10 protein-coding genes are annotated in these 15,012 nt (G+C 74.8%); 4 read left to right on the forward strand and 6 right to left on the reverse strand.

Annotated features, from left to right (window positions below; translation table 11 throughout):
• Positions 1-170 precede the first annotated feature (170 nt).
• Entirely contained in the window at positions 171-1,370 is a 1,200-nt protein-coding gene (locus ACFYWQ_RS28595; protein WP_389520200.1) for a serine hydrolase domain-containing protein, read from the forward strand.
• Here ACFYWQ_RS28595 and ACFYWQ_RS28600 read toward each other — a convergent pair.
• Both ACFYWQ_RS28600 and ACFYWQ_RS28605 read right to left on the reverse strand, forming a co-directional pair.
• The gene (locus tag ACFYWQ_RS28600; protein WP_389520201.1) at positions 1,363-1,887 is read right to left on the reverse strand and encodes a hypothetical protein; all 525 of its coding nucleotides are present in this window, start codon (positions 1,885-1,887) and stop codon (positions 1,363-1,365) included. The two genes, ACFYWQ_RS28595 and ACFYWQ_RS28600, sit on opposite strands and share 8 nt — an antisense overlap.
• A 106-nt stretch (positions 1,888-1,993) precedes the next feature.
• On the reverse strand, positions 1,994-7,807 hold the full coding sequence (locus tag ACFYWQ_RS28605) for a TIR domain-containing protein (protein ID WP_389520203.1): 5,814 nt from the start codon (positions 7,805-7,807) through the stop codon (positions 1,994-1,996).
• A 149-nt stretch (positions 7,808-7,956) separates the two neighbouring features.
• On the opposite strand from ACFYWQ_RS28605, the gene ACFYWQ_RS28610 reads away from it, so the two are divergent.
• Positions 7,957-9,393 carry an SLC13 family permease gene (locus tag ACFYWQ_RS28610; protein ID WP_389520205.1) on the forward strand — a complete coding sequence of 479 codons (1,437 nt, stop codon included), beginning with the start codon at positions 7,957-7,959 and terminating at the stop codon, positions 9,391-9,393.
• On the opposite strand, the gene ACFYWQ_RS28615 is transcribed toward ACFYWQ_RS28610, so the two are convergent.
• Genes ACFYWQ_RS28615 through ACFYWQ_RS28625 form a run of 3 tightly spaced genes read right to left on the reverse strand, consistent with a single transcriptional unit; the run spans position 9,356 to position 11,922 of the window.
• Positions 9,356-10,291, reverse strand: coding sequence for an inositol monophosphatase family protein (locus tag ACFYWQ_RS28615; protein ID WP_389520207.1), 936 nt, complete (start codon positions 10,289-10,291; stop codon positions 9,356-9,358). The genes ACFYWQ_RS28610 and ACFYWQ_RS28615 overlap by 38 nt on opposite strands.
• A complete protein-coding gene (locus ACFYWQ_RS28620; protein ID WP_389520208.1) occupies positions 10,263-10,925 on the reverse strand; it encodes a hypothetical protein in 663 nt (220 codons plus the stop codon). The genes ACFYWQ_RS28615 and ACFYWQ_RS28620 overlap by 29 nt, the downstream gene beginning before the upstream one ends.
• Positions 10,926-10,953: 28 nt before the next feature.
• A complete protein-coding gene (locus ACFYWQ_RS28625) occupies positions 10,954-11,922 on the reverse strand; it encodes a hypothetical protein (protein WP_389520210.1) in 969 nt (322 codons plus the stop codon).
• A gap of 211 nt (positions 11,923-12,133) precedes the next feature.
• On the opposite strand from ACFYWQ_RS28625, the gene ACFYWQ_RS28630 reads away from it, so the two are divergent.
• Both ACFYWQ_RS28630 and ACFYWQ_RS28635 read left to right on the forward strand, forming a co-directional pair.
• Positions 12,134-13,084, forward strand: a complete 951-nt coding sequence (locus tag ACFYWQ_RS28630; protein ID WP_389520212.1) for a 5'-nucleotidase — start codon at positions 12,134-12,136, stop codon at positions 13,082-13,084.
• A gap of 240 nt (positions 13,085-13,324) precedes the next feature.
• The gene (locus tag ACFYWQ_RS28635) at positions 13,325-13,525 is read left to right on the forward strand and encodes a hypothetical protein (RefSeq protein ID WP_389520214.1); all 201 of its coding nucleotides are present in this window, start codon (positions 13,325-13,327) and stop codon (positions 13,523-13,525) included.
• A 143-nt stretch (positions 13,526-13,668) separates the two neighbouring features.
• Here ACFYWQ_RS28635 and ACFYWQ_RS28640 read toward each other — a convergent pair whose 3' ends face one another.
• Complete coding sequence (locus ACFYWQ_RS28640; RefSeq protein ID WP_389520216.1) at positions 13,669-14,871, reverse strand: extracellular solute-binding protein; 1,203 nt, start codon at positions 14,869-14,871, stop codon at positions 13,669-13,671.
• Positions 14,872-15,012 lie beyond the last annotated feature (141 nt).

Below are 15,012 nucleotides of genomic sequence, written 5' to 3' on the forward strand. Positions count from 1 at the left end.
GCACGGCACCGGAGAGTCAGGGTCCGCCCCTGACAACTCCCCCACCGGCAGGGGCGGTCGACCCAGGGTTCCTCCAGGGTCGGGCGCCCTTCTCGGTGACGATCCGGCCGGACGGCGACCGCCCGAGGATGATCACGTCCGCGTCCTCCGCATCCCTCGGGAGCCCCCGTATGCGTGCTCGTCGCCGCATCACCGTCCGCACCACCGTCCGCACCATGGCCCTGGCGGCCGCCCTCGTCCTCGCCCTCGGCGCGGGCCCGCTCGCCGCCCCCGCGTTCGCCGCCCCCGCGTTCGCCGCGCCCGCCTCGTCCGCGCCCGCCGCCGTACCGTCCGAGGCGCACGGCCCGGACGGGACGGCCCTGCGTGCCGCGCTCGACGGCCTTCCCGACCAGGACGCGACGGCCGCCCTGGTGCGGGTGGGCGGGACCGACGGCCGCTGGCGGGGCAGCGCGGGCGTGCACGACCTGGCGAGCGGCCGGCCGGCGGACCCGGACGCCCGGTTCCGGGCCGGTTCGACGACGAAGGTGGTCACGGCGGCGGCGGTCCTGAGACTGGCGGCGCGGGGCGAGATCGACCTGGACCGGCCGGTCCAGCGGTATCTGCCCGGCCTCCTCGGCGAGGACTTCCGGCCGGTCACCGTACGGCAGTTGCTGAACCACACCAGCGGCATCCCGGCGGGCGACGGCCTCGGGTCCACGTTCGAGGAGCTGTACGCGCACCGCTACGAGACGCTCTCCCCGCGGGAGGTGGTGGCGTCGGCGGCGGCGAAGGGGCCGGAGTTCCGTCCCGGCAGCGCGCAGCACTACCTGAACATCAACTACACGATCCTCGGCCTGCTGATCGAGAAGGTGACCGGGCGGCCGTACGCCACGGCGGCCGGCGAGCTGGTCCTGGCGCCCGCCGGCATGCGGGACACGTACTTTCCCGGCGCCGACCCGCGCATCCTCGGCCCGCACAACCACGGCTACCAGGCGGTGGAGAAGGCGGACGGGACGACCGGACTGGTCGACGTCACCGACTGGGTGCCGGCGGACGAGGCGGCGGGCGGCATGATCTCGACGACGGCCGACCTGGAGCGGCTGCTGACACGGCTGTTCCGCGGGGACCTGGTGCCCGCCCCGCAGCTGGAGGAGATGTTCACCGTGCCGGCGGGGATCGCCGGGGCGACCTACACCGCGGGCCTCCAGCGCTACGAGTACGAAGGCACGGTGTACTGGCTCAAGACGGGCGCCCGGTACGGCTACAGCACGGTGATCGCCGGCACCCGCGATCTGAGCCGCACCCTCGTGCAGTCCGTCAACTCGACGGACGCGAAGGGCGAGGGCATGAATCCGGTGGTCCAGCGGATCGCGATGGCCGCCCTCAAGTAGCCGCCACGGCAGGAGTGTCGGGGGCGGCGAGCGTCTCCAGCGCCTCCAGCCGCTTGATCCGGCGGCGGACGGCGTACAGCGGGATCACCCCGAACGACAGGTCGATGACGGTCCACCAGAAGGGGATGCCCCGGACCGGTCCGCAGATCAGGGCGAGCGGGACGACACCGGCGCAGGCGATCATGCCGAACTCGACGACCCAGACGTTGCGGACCGGGTCGCGGTACGGGCCGTAGAACGCGACGGCGATGACGAGGTGGGCGAAGGCCAGCCAGTCGGTGCCGTAGAGGACGAAGGGGTACTCGGCGTCGACGGTGTCGAGTCCCCGCCGTACGCGCTCGATCCAGTCCATGAGGGCGGGCAGGTGGTCGGGGACGGACAGGACACGCAACGCGTCCTCGGTCCAGCGCAGTTCGTGTACCAGGGGGAAGGCCGTGGCGCCGCTGAGCACCAGGCACACGACGAAGAAGACCAGCCAGGCGCGGATACCCCTCAGAAGGGCGGCTCTGTCGCTCATGGCGGCAGCGTACGCCTGCATTTGAACATGTTCAAAACATGTTTCCGGCTCCGGCGCGGGCGGCCGCCGGGGAGATGGGGCGGACGGGGCGGACGGAGCCCGCCCCTCAGCCCAGGGGCTCCTCCAGCGGCACGTGCCGCACCCCGGGCAGGTGCCCGTCCAGTTCCCCGGGCTCGAACCGGCACATGCCCACCGCGTGCCAGAACTCGCCCGTGACGTCGCCCTCGAACTTGTAGCCGCCGGACGGCGACAGCGCCGCCCAGCCGCCCGGCAGTCCGACGAGGGTGGCGCGCAGGGAGGCCGGGGCGCCGCCGGGGACGTTCCACAGCCGTACCGTGCCGTCCTCGCCGGCGCTGGCGAGCAGGGAGCCGTCGGGGCTGAACGCGACCGCCAGCACGCGGCCGGTGTGGCCGGTCAGGACGGCGGTGGCGCGTCCGGTGCGCGGGTCCCACAGGCGGACCGTCCGGTCGTCGCCGGCGGTGGCCAGCAGGGGGCGCAGCGGATGCGCGGCGGCCGTCCACACCTTGCCGGTGTGCCCGGTCAGCCGGTGGGCGACCGTCCCGTCCCGCCAGATCACCGCCTGCCCGTCCCAGGAGGCGCTGGCCAGCCAGGAGCCGTCGGGCGCGAACGCGACCGCGTACACCCGGTCGGCGTGCCCGTCGAGGACGGCGGTGACGCGGCGGGCGGCCAGGTCCCAGATCCGCACCTTGCGGTCGTCGCAGCCGGTGGCGAGGACCGCCCCGTCGGGGCGGAAGGCGATGGAGCGGACCCGGCCGTAGTGCTCGGTGACGGTGACGACGTGGGCGCCGGTGGCCCGGTACCAGAGCCGTACGGTGTCGTCGTCGTTGGCGGTGGCCACCAGCCTGCCGTCCGCGCTGAACGCCTCGGCCCACACGTGGTCCGTCTCGACGTCCATCTCGCGCTGGTACTCGCCGGTCCCGGCGTTCCACAGGTACAGGTCGCCGTCGCTGCTCGCGGTGGCCAGCAGGGCGGGATCGGCCGGGCTGAACGCGGCGGAGACCAGGCGGTCGCTGTGCCCGGTCAGTTCCCGCAGCCGCCGCCCGGTGCCGGCGTCCCAGATCCGGACGTGGCCGTCGTTCCCGCCGGCCGCCAGCAGGGAGCCGTCGGCGTTGAAGGACAGGCTGCCGATCCGCCGCCCGTGGCCGCGCAGGATGCGCCGGCCCTGGCCGGTGGCCGGGTCCCACAGGCGTACGACGCCGTCGTTGGCGCCGGTCACCAGCAGGGAGGCGGCCTCCGGGGCGGGCGCGTCGCCGTGCGGGCGGAACTTGCACACCCAGACCGAGCCCCGGTGCTCCGCGGGCTGCCGGGCGAGGGGCACGGCGACCTGGTCGGCGTCCGGCGCGACGCGCCACAGCCGGACGACGCCCTGGCTGTCCCCGGCGGCGAGCAGCGTCCCCTCGGGGTCGAACAGCACCTGGTACACCGCGCCCCGGCAGCCGCCGAGCAGCCCCGCGCCGGCCCCGGCGGCCAGGTCCCACAGCCGCACCTCGCCCTCGGTGTCGCCGCTCACCAGGAACCGGCCGCCGGGATGGAAGTCCAGCGTGTAGACGCGCCCCGCGTGCCCGGTGAACGTGTGCAGCACCCGCCGCCCGGCCACGTCCCACACCCGCACCGTGCCGGCCCGCCCGGTGCCCATGTCGCCGGTGGCGAGGAGGGTGCCGTCCGGGCTGAACCGGGCCCGGAACACCGCGCCCCGGTGGCCGGGCAGTTCCCCGGCCGGCCGCCCGTCGGCGAGGTTCCACAGCCGTACGGTGGCGGAGGCGTCGCCGGTGACCAGGGTGGCGCCGTCCGGCCCGAAGGCGACCGTGTAGACGGGCGCGGCGTGCCCGGGGAGCCGGTGCAGCGGTTCGCCCGTGGCCGTGTCCCACAGGGTGACCACGCCGTCGGCGTCGCCGGTCGCCAGCAGCGCCCCCTCGGCGTCGAGGACGACCGGCCAGACGCCCGCCGGGTGGATCTCCAGCCGGTGCCGGCACACGCCGGACACCGGGTCCCAGAGCCGTACGGTGCCGTCGGCGCTGCCGGTGGCCAGCACCCGCTCGCGGAACTTGACGGCGTAGACGCGGTCGGTGTGGCCCTTCAGGGTGCGCAGGGCGGTGCCGGTGACGGCGTCGCAGACCAGCACTCCGCCGTCCTCGCTGCCGACGGCGAGGAGTTCGCCGTCGGGGCTGTAGGAGATGGGTTCCGGCAGCCGGCTGGTGCGCATGTCGAAGCCGTACGGCACGCCGACCGCGGAGGGCCGGAAGCCGGAGTCGACGGCCATGCCGGGGGCGAGGGCGGCGACCGCCAGTTCGGGGGTGCCGGGCAGGTCGGGACCGCAGGTCGCCGCGACGAGCGCCGCCCGCCGCCACCGGCCGCCCTCGACCCGGGCACCGGTCAGGTCGGTGCGGATCAGCCGGGCCCGCCGCAGGTCGGCGCCGCGCAGGTCGGCGCCGGTGAGGTCGGCGCCGTCGAGGCGGGCGCCGGTCAGCCGGGCGTCGCGCAGCACGGCGCCGGAGAGGTTGGCGCCGACCAGGCGGGCGTCGGTGAGGTCGGCGCGGGTGAGGTCGACGCCGGAGAAGTCGCGGTACGACAGGTCCTCGCCGGCGAGGGCGGCGCCGCGCAGGTCGGTGTGGGCGGGGACGCGCAGCCGGGCGAGGATCTTCACCGCGTTGGCGCGGGCGGTCTCCTCGCCCTCGTCGCCGCCCAGGGCCTGTTCGGCCCACTCCTGGCAGGCGCGGTGGTCGGCGAGGTCGCACAGGAACTCCACGGCCAGCCGGCTCAGCGGCCGCCTCGCCAGCAGCGCGGGGTCCCCGGCGGCCAGCCGCAGCGCGCAGGCGCGGGCGACGAGCCACTCCGTCACCGAGCCGTGGATGAACCGGAACACCCCGTCGTCGCTGCGCACCAGCAGGCTGCCGGAGCCGACCGCGTGGGCGGCCTGCGGCACGGACAGCCGGCTGTCGGTGAGCCCGCCGAGAGTCTCGGCGACATCGGTGAGCTCGTCCAGGCGCAGTGAGTCCTGGCCGCTCTCCCACAGCCGCAGGGCGAGCGCGGTGACCGCGCTCCACAGCTGGTCCAGGCCGAGTCCGGGGGCCCGGCCGGGGCCGCCGGCGCGCTGGGCCTCGAAGCCGAGCCAGGCGGTGAGGACCTCCTCGTACAGGCCGGCGGGGCTGAGCGCCCGGCCGGCTCCGGCGACCGCGCGCAGCTGGTCGTCGTCGAGGTCGGCGACGAAGCCGAGCAGCCGGGGGTTGCGGCACAGGGCGAGCAGGTCGGGTATGGCGTCGAGGAGCCGCACCCGGCGGTCGGCGGCGCGTTCGTCGCCGTCGTAGCGGTTGACCAGGTAGGCGTGGATCTGGCGCGGGGTGAACTCCTGGACGGCCAGCACCCTGCGGTGCGGGAGGAGGCCGACGCGTTCGCCGAGGGCGGTCAGCACCTGGCCCTGGGAGCGGAAGTGCTGGGTGCGGCTGCTGACGACGATCTTCGCGCTGTCGACGGCGGAGTCCAGCAGGACCTGGAGCCGTTCGGCGGCGCGGTCGTAGGTGACCTGGGTGACGAGTTCGTCGAAGCCGTCGAAGAGCAGCACGATCCGGCCCTGCTGGAGCATGTAGCGGAAGGCGCGCAGGTCGATGGTGTCGACGCCGTGGGCGGCGAGGTGCGCGGCGACCAGGCCCTCGAAGGAGTAGGCCCGGTCCAGCGCGTTCAGCTCCACCAGCAGCGGGACCAGGTGCGGCAGTTCGGCCGGGACGCGGCGGGCCAGCTCGCGCAGCGCGAAGGTCTTGCCGTGTCCGAAGTCGCCGAGGAGCAGCAGGAAGCGGCCCTGGTCGGAGTCGAGGAGGCGGAGCATGGCGTCGACCAGGCCGTCGTGCTCCTCCGAGCCGAGGCGCTCCACCTCCCGGTACCGCTGCGGCAGGTACATGCCCGGGGGGTAGCGGGGGTCGGTGCGCAGCCGCTCGCTCTGGGCGGCGACGTAGCCGCGCAGGTCGAGCAGGCCCTGGAACTCGGTGAAGCTGCGGACCCGGACGCCTCTGCGGCGGGCCTGGTCGCGCAGTTCGCGGGCGGGCGGCGGGCCGTCGTGGACGAGTTCGGCCTCGGTCTCGGAGTCCGCCGCGTGGACCAGGGCGACGACCCGGTCGACGTCCTCGGCGGTCGGGGTGCCGGTGTGCACGGCGACCCGCTGCTGGCGGACGAAGCCCGACTGCTCCCAGGTGACGAGGAGTTGTGGCACGGCTCCGGCCACCGGGCGGATCTGGGCGCCCTCGTGCCGGGTGCGGCAGACCTCGGCGACGCGGTCGAGCAGCAGTTCGGCCGGGGACTGGAGGGCGCGCGGCTCGGGGTCCGTGGGGAGGTCCGGGTCCGCCGGGAGGTCCGGTCCCGGTACCTGGCCGTCGGGGCTCGGCCGGTCCGGTACGGCGCCGAACACGCCGTGGGCCCGCCGCCACTGCGTCTCGCGCCGTTCCGGCTCGCGGGGCCCGTCCCAGAGCACCAGCGCGTCGCCGCCGATGTGCAGCAGCCGGTGCCGGCCGGGTCCGGCGGCGCCGAGGAGCGGCGGTTCGCCGGAGGAGGTGGTGAGGCCGGGGCGGGTGCCGGGGTCCGCCGGGCCGTGCAGGAGCAGGTGCAGCCGGGGCGCGGTGAGCCGGGCGAGGACGTCGGTGTCGCGCAGCGGCCCGTCCCCGTCGGCGGCGCCGCCCCGCGCCGTTCCGGGCGGGTGCCGCAGCGCCCCGATGCGCAGCCACCCCTCCTCCTCGTACGGGCGCAGCGCCTGGGCGAACCAGGCGGCCTGCTCGGGTCCGACCAGGCCGTACCGGTCGTCGAGGCGGTGGCTGTGGGCCATGGAGGAGTTGAGCCCGGCGACGACGGTGCGCAGTTCGGGCACGGGGAACAGGGTCCAGGGCTGGTCGCTGTCGAAGACGGTGTCGAGGCCCTGGTACAGCTCCTGGAAGAGCCGGGCGAAGTGCCGCCACTTGGGCCAGTACGGCGGCCGGGGCGGCATCTCGTCGGCCTCGCAGGTGCTGAAGTAGGCCTGGCAGGCGGCCTGGTTGACGTCCCGGCCGCCGGGGACGACGGCGACCCGGTGCGGTTCGAGGCCGAGGAGCGCGCGCAGTCCGGTGAGGAAGGCGAGCGCCTGGTCGACCTCGCGGGGGCTGCCGGAGGCGGTCAGGTCGCCGGTCACCACCAGCAGGTCGGGGGCGGGGGCGCCGGCGTCGGTCAGTTCGACGAGGTCGCCCCAGATCGCCGCCTGGAGTTCGGCCGGGTCCTGGCCGCGTCCGAAGGCGGGGCCGGCCAGGTGGAGCACGGTGACCGCCTCGCGCCCCCGGGCGCCCTCGGCCGCCGGCGGGTACGCCGGTGGCGCCGCCGGTCTGCGCCGGCCGGCCCAGCCGGGCCGCCCGAGGGGCCGGCCCGGCGGCGGGGCGGGCGGGGTTGGGGCGGCCGGGGACGACGGACCGTTCCCGCCCGGGTAGTCCGGCCGCAGGCTGGGCCGGGCGCGGCCGTCGAGGGCCTGGCGGACCCGGGTGAGGAGCAGCTCGCGGGCGGCCGCCGGATCGGTGACGGGCACCAGGTCGACGTAGGTGATGGTGGCGAGCAGGCCCTCCACCGGGATGTCCTCGACCCGTACGGTGAGCAGCCGGCGCTCGGGGACGTCGGGGTCGGCGCGCAGGGCCGCCTGCCACTCCATCCGGCCGTAGCGGGACCGCTCGTAGTTGCGCGAGAGGACGGCGATGACGGCGGCCGACTCGCTCACGCCCCGGTCCATGAAGTCCACGAAGTTGGTGCCGGGGACGAAGTCCCACGCCTGGAGGACCGTGCGGTAGCCGGCCTCCTCCAGGGTCCAGGCGATCCAGGACGCCCATCGTTCGTCGGCGGGTGAATAGCTGACGAAGAAGTCCAACGGCGCGGTCTGTGCGGTGCTCTGACGCTCCCCCATGTATTCATAGTGCAGTGAGTGAGCGTCGATATGCACCGGTTTCCCGGTCGGAACACCGGTCGGGTTCCCGGCCGGGGGGCTCCGGTGGCGAAAACGCCGGGAAGGGGGCCCCGGTCACAGGGGGGCACGAGTGTGCGAACCTGTCCCCCGTGCGTGGTCTTCGACGTCTGCATGTGCTGGACCGGCTGGCGATCGGCCTGCTCGCGACCGGACTGGTGTGCCTGGCCACAGGGCTGCTGCCCACCGCTTCGGCGGCCGACGCGACGGCCCGTGTCGCCCCGCTGCTGGCGTTCCTCGGCACGGTGATCGTGCTGGCCGAACTGACCAGCAGGGCCGAGGTGTTCGACGTGGTGGCGGCCCGTGTCGCGCGCGCCGGCCGGGGCAGCTACCCGCTGCTCTTCCTCCTCTGCGTGGCCTTCGCCTCGCTCACCACGATCGCCCTGAACCTGGACACCACGGCGGTCCTGCTGACCCCGGTGATGCTGGCCCTCGCCTCCCGCGTCGGCATCGCGGCCGTCCCCCTGGCGATGACGACGGTCTGGCTGGCCAACACGGCGAGCCTGCTGCTGCCGGTCTCCAACCTGACGAACCTGCTCGCCGCCGACCGGGTGGCGCTGTCCCCGCTGGGCCTGGCGGGCCGCATGTGGGCGCCGCAGCTGGCGGCGATCGCGGTGACCATGGCCTGTCTGTGGGTCTTCTACTGGCGCCGGGGACGGCGGGGCGCCGGCCGGTCCGCCCCGGTGGGCCCGCACGGCGTGGGCGGCGGCCCGGGGGCGGCGCGCGAGGGGGACCTGCGGGGGCCGGCGGACGTACGGGAACGGGACGCCGTACGGGAACGCGCGGACGTGCGGGGGCCGGAGAGCGCCCCGGCGGGGAGCACCGCGGGGGCACCGGCGGGCGGCCTGTCAGGGGATGCCGTGAGGGGGCCGGAGGGCGGCCCGGCGGGGAAGGACGTCCGGGCGGTGGACGCCGACCGCTACGTGCCGCCCGGTCCGCACCGGCCCGCCGACCCGGTGCTGTTCCGGGCCTGCGCCCTGGCCTGCGGCGGGTTCCTGCTGGCGATCCTGGTCGCGGACGTCGAGCTGTGGATCGCGTCCGCGACGGCCACGGCGGTGGTGGTCGCCGCGTTCGCGGTCCGCGACCGCTCCGCGCTGCGGCTCTCGCTCGTGCCGTGGCGGCTGCTGGTCATGGTCCCCGGCATGTTCCTGGTGGTCGAGACGGTCAACGCCAACGGCCTGCACGACCTGCTGGCCGCCGCGGTCGGCGACGACGACGGCCTCGTGGGCATGCTCCGCGCGGCGGGGGTGGGCGCCGGCCTGTCGAACGTCCTGAACAACCTCCCCGTCTACCTGGCCGGCGAGTCCGCCGTCCCGCTCGGCCACCACGACCAGCTGCTCGCGCTCCTCGTGGGCACCAACGTCGGCCCGGTGGTCACCCCGTGGGCCTCGCTGGCCACGCTGCTGTGGTACGAGCGGTGCCACGCGTACGGGGTACGGGTGCCGGTGGCCCGGCTGATGGGGACGGGCGCCGTCCTCGCGGTGACGGCGGTCACGGCGTCGGTGGCGGCGCTGGCGGTGACGGGCTGAGGCCGGTCGCGGTCACCGCCCGGCCCTCCCCTGCGCCCGCGCCCGCCGCCAGCTCCAGCAGGTACGGCAGGGTCTCCGGCCGTCCCGCGACGAAGGAGCGCTCCGTGTCCGGGGTCCGGAAGTCCCCGCCGAACTCGCGCCCGTCGAGGTGCCGTACGGCGACCCCGGCCTCGCGGGCCAGGAGCGCCCCCGCCGGCAGGTCGATCGCCTCGGCGCGGTAGCCGACGAAGCCGTCGATGTCCCCGCGGGCCAGCAGGGTCCAGGCCAGCAGCGGCGCCCAGAGCTGGAGCAGCCGCCGGGAGCCGAGTTCCAGGGTGTGCCGCAGGGTGCGGGCGGCGCGGTCGTCGCGGCGGACCGCGTGTCCCTGGGTCCAGGCCAGTACCGGCCCGGCGGCGGACGGCGGCCGGCCGCGCCCGTCCGGCGCGAGCCGTCCGCGCGGCCCGTACGCGCCGCACCCCAGCCGCGCCGACCAGGTCCGCCCGCTCACCGGTTCGTGCACCACCCCCACCACCGGCGCCCCGTCGACGCACAGGGCGACGCCGACCACGTAGACGGGCAGCCCGATCACCACGTTGTTGCTGCCGTCGAGCGGGTCCACCAGCCAGGTGCGGCCGCCGCCGTCGCCGCCCGGCTCCCCGGCGGCGGCCTCCCCCGACTCCTCGGCGAGGATCCGGTCGTGCGGGAACCGCTCCCGGATGCGGCCCACCACGATCCGCTCGGCCAGCAGGTCCAGGTCGGTGACGACGTCGCCGAGTGCGCCCTTGGGACGGGCGGCGAAACCGTCCGGGAAGCGGGACCGCAACAGCGTCCCGGCCTCCTCCGCGGCCGCCACCGCCGTACGGCACTCGCGGGCGTAGGCGGCCGCGGGGTCAGTCGGGCGGGTCGGGTTCCGGCTCATGGATCCTCCTGAGGGCGGCCCGGGCGATCCGGGCGGTCTGGGCCGCGTCGCAGGTCCTGCGGACCATACGGCGGCCCTGGGCCCGCAGCGGGCCCAGGGAGAGGTCCGCCCGGCCGGGCAGTGTCCGCCCCAGCACCAGGGTGGCGGCCGGACGTCCGTCCGGCACCACGGTGGTGTGGAACTCGCCCGCCGGAAGGTCGTACGTCTGGCCGCGCGCGCTGGTCTGCTCGACGCCCGGCAGACAGCGCACCAGCCGGTCGGTGGGCCGCAGTTCGTCCACGCCCGAGGGGTCGCTGCGCACCTCGAACACCCGGTGGGTGGGGTGCGCGGTCTCGTCGTGGACGCGTATCCGCCGGTTGCCCAGCCGCCCGTACAGCACGGTGCTCGTCAGGTTCCAGCTGTGCGAATGCACCTGATGGTCCGTCGGGCCCGGGTCGGCCGGGCCGAAGACGTGCACGCACACCCCGTCCGCGCCGTCCCGCAGGACGGGCAGGCAGACGAAGCCCAGCGGATGGCACACCGCGCGCAGCGCCCGCCGGCCGGTGACGACCTCTTCCAGCTCCGCCGCGGCCTGCCGCATCACCTCGCCTGCGGCGCCCCGCCGGGCGGCCCGTTCCAGGGCCGGGTAGTCCATCGTTCCCCCCTCGCCCACAACAGCGGCGCTACCGTCGGTACGGGTCCTCCGCCCGCAGCGCCTTGTCGATGATGTCGCCGACGTCACGGTCGGTGAGACTCGCCGGCAGCGGCAGTCCGAGCCGGTCGAGCAGGCGTCTGACCTCGTCGACGGTCGGCTCGTCGCTCAGCGCGGTGGCCTCCCGCAGATCCAGCTTGACCGCCTGTTCCCGGCTCTGGTGCAGCTCGGTGACGTAGTAGTCGTACAGCGGCCGTCCCCGCTCCACGCAGAGGCTGACGCGGCGCGGGTCGTCCTGGGTGATGATCAGGCAGGTGTCGGACAGGTCGAAGCGCAGGGTCGGCGCCACCGACGACAGGTGGACGTCGATCTCCAGCGTGTCCAGCCGCTGCCGGTGCCAGGCGGCGGCGACCACGGTGGCGTAGGACTCCTTCCGGGTGCGCTCGGGGGTCCACGCCGTGTACGCGCCGCCCTCCTGCCGGTGGCCGAAGGTGCGCCGGAAGCGGGCGTAGGCCGCGCAGACCCGGTCGTCGGCCGGGTTCACGATGTCGATCTTCACGCTGAGGGAGCGCCGCTGCCGCCGCGCCTCCAGCACGCACTCCGGCAGGGTGACGGCGCGCAGATAGGTGCCCGTGCCGCCCTTGAACACCCAGCGGGCGGTGGAGCGCCGGGCCTGCTCGTGCGCGAGCGCCACCTCGGGACCGGCCAGGGTGCGCACCATGGAGAGGTCCTCGATCGCCCGGCTCGTGCCCGCTGTCGCGTCCCTGATGTCGGCCAGCCGCCGCCGTCGCTCCGCCAGCGAGCCGTACACGAGCGCCGCGAGGACCAGCAGGATGGAGCCGGTGACGATGTTGTTCTCGAAGTCCTTGTCCAGGATGTCCATCAGACCGACGACCAGGGCGACCCCGATGGCCACCACGCCGTCGGCGTTTCTGACCGCCCAGGCGATCGATTGCTCCAGGCGGCGCCCGGACGGCTGTTGCGGTGCGGTGCGGCTCACGTCCACCCTCCCCCGACGGCGGCTTCCAGAGTAGGAGCAACGGGCCTTCCGCAGCTACGGGGCGAGATCCGGCCTCATGGCCGCCGGCCGGTCAGCGCCGCCGGCAGGCCGGCCGCGGGCGGGGCGGGGCGGGCGGGGCCGTCGGCCGCGGACTACAGTCGGCGCCGCCGCACACGCCGCCGACCCGCGGCGCCGCACGAGGGGAGCCACCATGCCGCCGTACAGCCTCGAGAACCGCCTGGTCATCGGGATCGCCTCCAGCGCGCTGTTCGACCTGGCGGAGTCCGACGCCGTGTTCCGGCGGGAGGGCGAGGAGAGTTACCGCACCTACCAGCGCGACAACGTGGACAACACCCTGCGTCCCGGCGTCGCGTTTCCCTTCATCCGCCGCATCCTGTCCCTGAACGACCTGGCCCCCGAGGGCGACCCGCTGGTCGAGGTGATCATCCTCTCCCGCAACGACCCCGACACGGGCCTGCGGGTCATGCGGTCCATCAAGGCGCACGAACTGCCCATCAGCCGGGCCGTCTTCATGCAGGGACGGGCGCCGCACCGGTTCATGCGGGCGCTGCACATGTCCCTGTTCCTGTCGGCGGACGAGAACGACGTCCGGGAGGCCGTGGCGTCGGGGCTGCCGGCGGGCCGGGTCCTCGGCTCCGCCGTGGCCGACGACCCCGAGGACAAGGACCTGCGGATCGCGTTCGACTTCGACGGCGTCCTCGCGAGCGACGAGTCGGAGCGCGTCTTCCAGCAGGACGGCCTGGAGGGCTTCCGCGCCCACGAGTCCCTGAACGTCGCCACCCCGCACGACGCGGGCCCCCTACGGGACTTCCTGCGCGAGATCAACACACTCCAGCGCCGGGAGGAGGAACGGCGCCGGGAGGACCCGGACTACGCGATCCGCGTGCACGTCTCCATCGTCACCGCCCGCAACGCCCCCGCGCACGAACGCGCCGTCCTGAGCCTGAACAACTGGGGGGTGACCGTCAACGACGCCTTCTTCCTCGGCGGCGTCGACAAGAGCTCGGTCATGGACGTGCTGCGCCCGCACATCTTCTTCGACGACCAGGTGAGCCACCTGGAGGGCACCTCCCGGACCACCCCGAGCGTCCACATCCCGTTCGGGGTGGTCAACCAGGAGGAGCTGCCGGGCGTTCCGTAGGGGACGGCCCGGCGGAGGGCAGGGAAGGGCTGTCGGAGGGAGGGGAAGGGCTGTCGGCACCTCGGGCCCTGACCGGCTCGGACACTGTCCCGGACAAGGCCGGACAGGGACGGCCGTTGACGCCTGCGCCGCGGACGACGACTCTGGCTGCCACCCCGACAGCGGCGCAGGTGACACGGACCCGCCCAGCCACCGGGTGTTCTTCCGACCCCCTCCACGCGATCACGAAGGAGACCACCTGTGCGCATCCTCGGAACAGCCATCGGCGCCGTACTCGGCGCAGCCCTCGCCCTCGGCGTCGCCGCCTCCCCCGTACAAGCCGACCCGGTCAACCGGGTGCTGCCGGCCGGTGCCGCCCCGGGCTCCTGGGCGTCAGCGGCCGACGTCGGCCCGTCGGACGGGTCGCCGCTGTCCACCGCCGCCGAGCCCTCGTGCTGCTGAGCACCGGTCCGGCCGAGGGACGGCCGCCCGTCCACACCGGCCCGTCGCGTCACCGGAGTTGAACCCGATCACAGCCCGCACCGCGAACGTCGCGGCGCGGGCATCGGCGAACATCGCGACGACCGCCGACCGACGCCCCACCGTCACAACCCGACGATCCCGTTCCACCGCCTGGCGAACTCCAGCCGCTCCGTCGACGTGATGTCCCGTGCGACCGCGAGCCGTTGCCGCATGCCGGCGTCGGGGAAGATCAGCGGGTTCTCGGCGAGCGCGGCGGTCTCCTCGTCGTCGGAGTCGGCGAGGACGGCCTGCGCCGCGGGCACCGGGCAGACGTAGTTGACCCAGGCGGCGAGCTCGGCGGCGGCCTCGGGCTCGTAGTAGTAGTCGATCAGCCGCTCGGCGTTGGCCTTGTGCCCGGCGAGGTCGGGGACCATCAGGGAGTCCGACCACAGCTCCGCGCCTTCCTCGGGCACGACGAAGCGGATGTCGGGGTTGTCCGCCTGGAGCTGGATGACGTCGCCGGAGTACGCCTGGCACGCCAGGACATCGCCGCTGACCAGGTCCTTGGTGTAGTCGTTGCCGGTGAAGCGGCGGATGTGGCCGGAGTGGACCTTCCGCTCCACCTGATCGCACACGGTGTGGAAGTCGTCCGCCGTCCAGCGGGTGATGTCGACGCCGTTGCCCTGCATCAGCAGCGCGAACGCCTCGTCCACGCCCGACAGGAGGGTGACCCGCCCCTTCAGGTCGTCGGCCCACAGTTCGGAGACGTGCCGTATCTCGCGGCCCAGCCGGCGCCGGTCGTAGGCGATGCCGGTGATGCCGGACTGCCAGGGCACGGTGTACCGGCGGCCCGGGTCGAAGGCGGGCGAACGCAGCAGCGGGTCCAGGTACTTGGCCACGTGGGGCTGGCGGGCCCGGTCCATCTCCTGCACCCAGCCGAGCCGCACGAACCGCGCGCACATCCAGTCGCTGACGACGATCAGGTCGCGGCCGGTCGGCTGGTGGTTCATCAGCGCGGGACTGATCTTGCCGAAGAACTCGTCGTTGTCGTTGATCTCCTCGGTGTAGCCGACGGAGATGCCGGTGCTCTTGGCGAAGGCGTCCAGCGTCGGCCGCCGCGTCGGGTCGTCGTCGTCCGTGTCGATGTAGAGCGGCCAGTTCGCCCAGGTCAGCCGCTTGTCGGAGGCGGAGAGGTCGGTGGCGGCGCGGTCGCCGGGCTGGACGTAGGCGGGTTGCACCCCGCACCCGGCGAGCACGCCGAGCACGGCGCCGAGACCGGACGCGCGCAGCACGGAGCGACGGGACGGCGAGGGGGTCTTCGCGGGGAGCGGGACAGGGAGGGGCATGGGCGCAGCCTGCCCCGCCCCGCCGTGCGCGGGCAATCGACGTCACGTCGAGCGTGGCGGGCCACCCACGACACCCTGTCGACCTCCGCACGGCCGTCGACCCTCGATCGCCCTCGGCACGGACATCGACCCCCGATCAGC

It is taken from the genome of Streptomyces sp. NPDC003247, from assembly GCF_042888135.1.
Classification (GTDB): domain Bacteria; phylum Actinomycetota; class Actinomycetes; order Streptomycetales; family Streptomycetaceae; genus Streptomyces.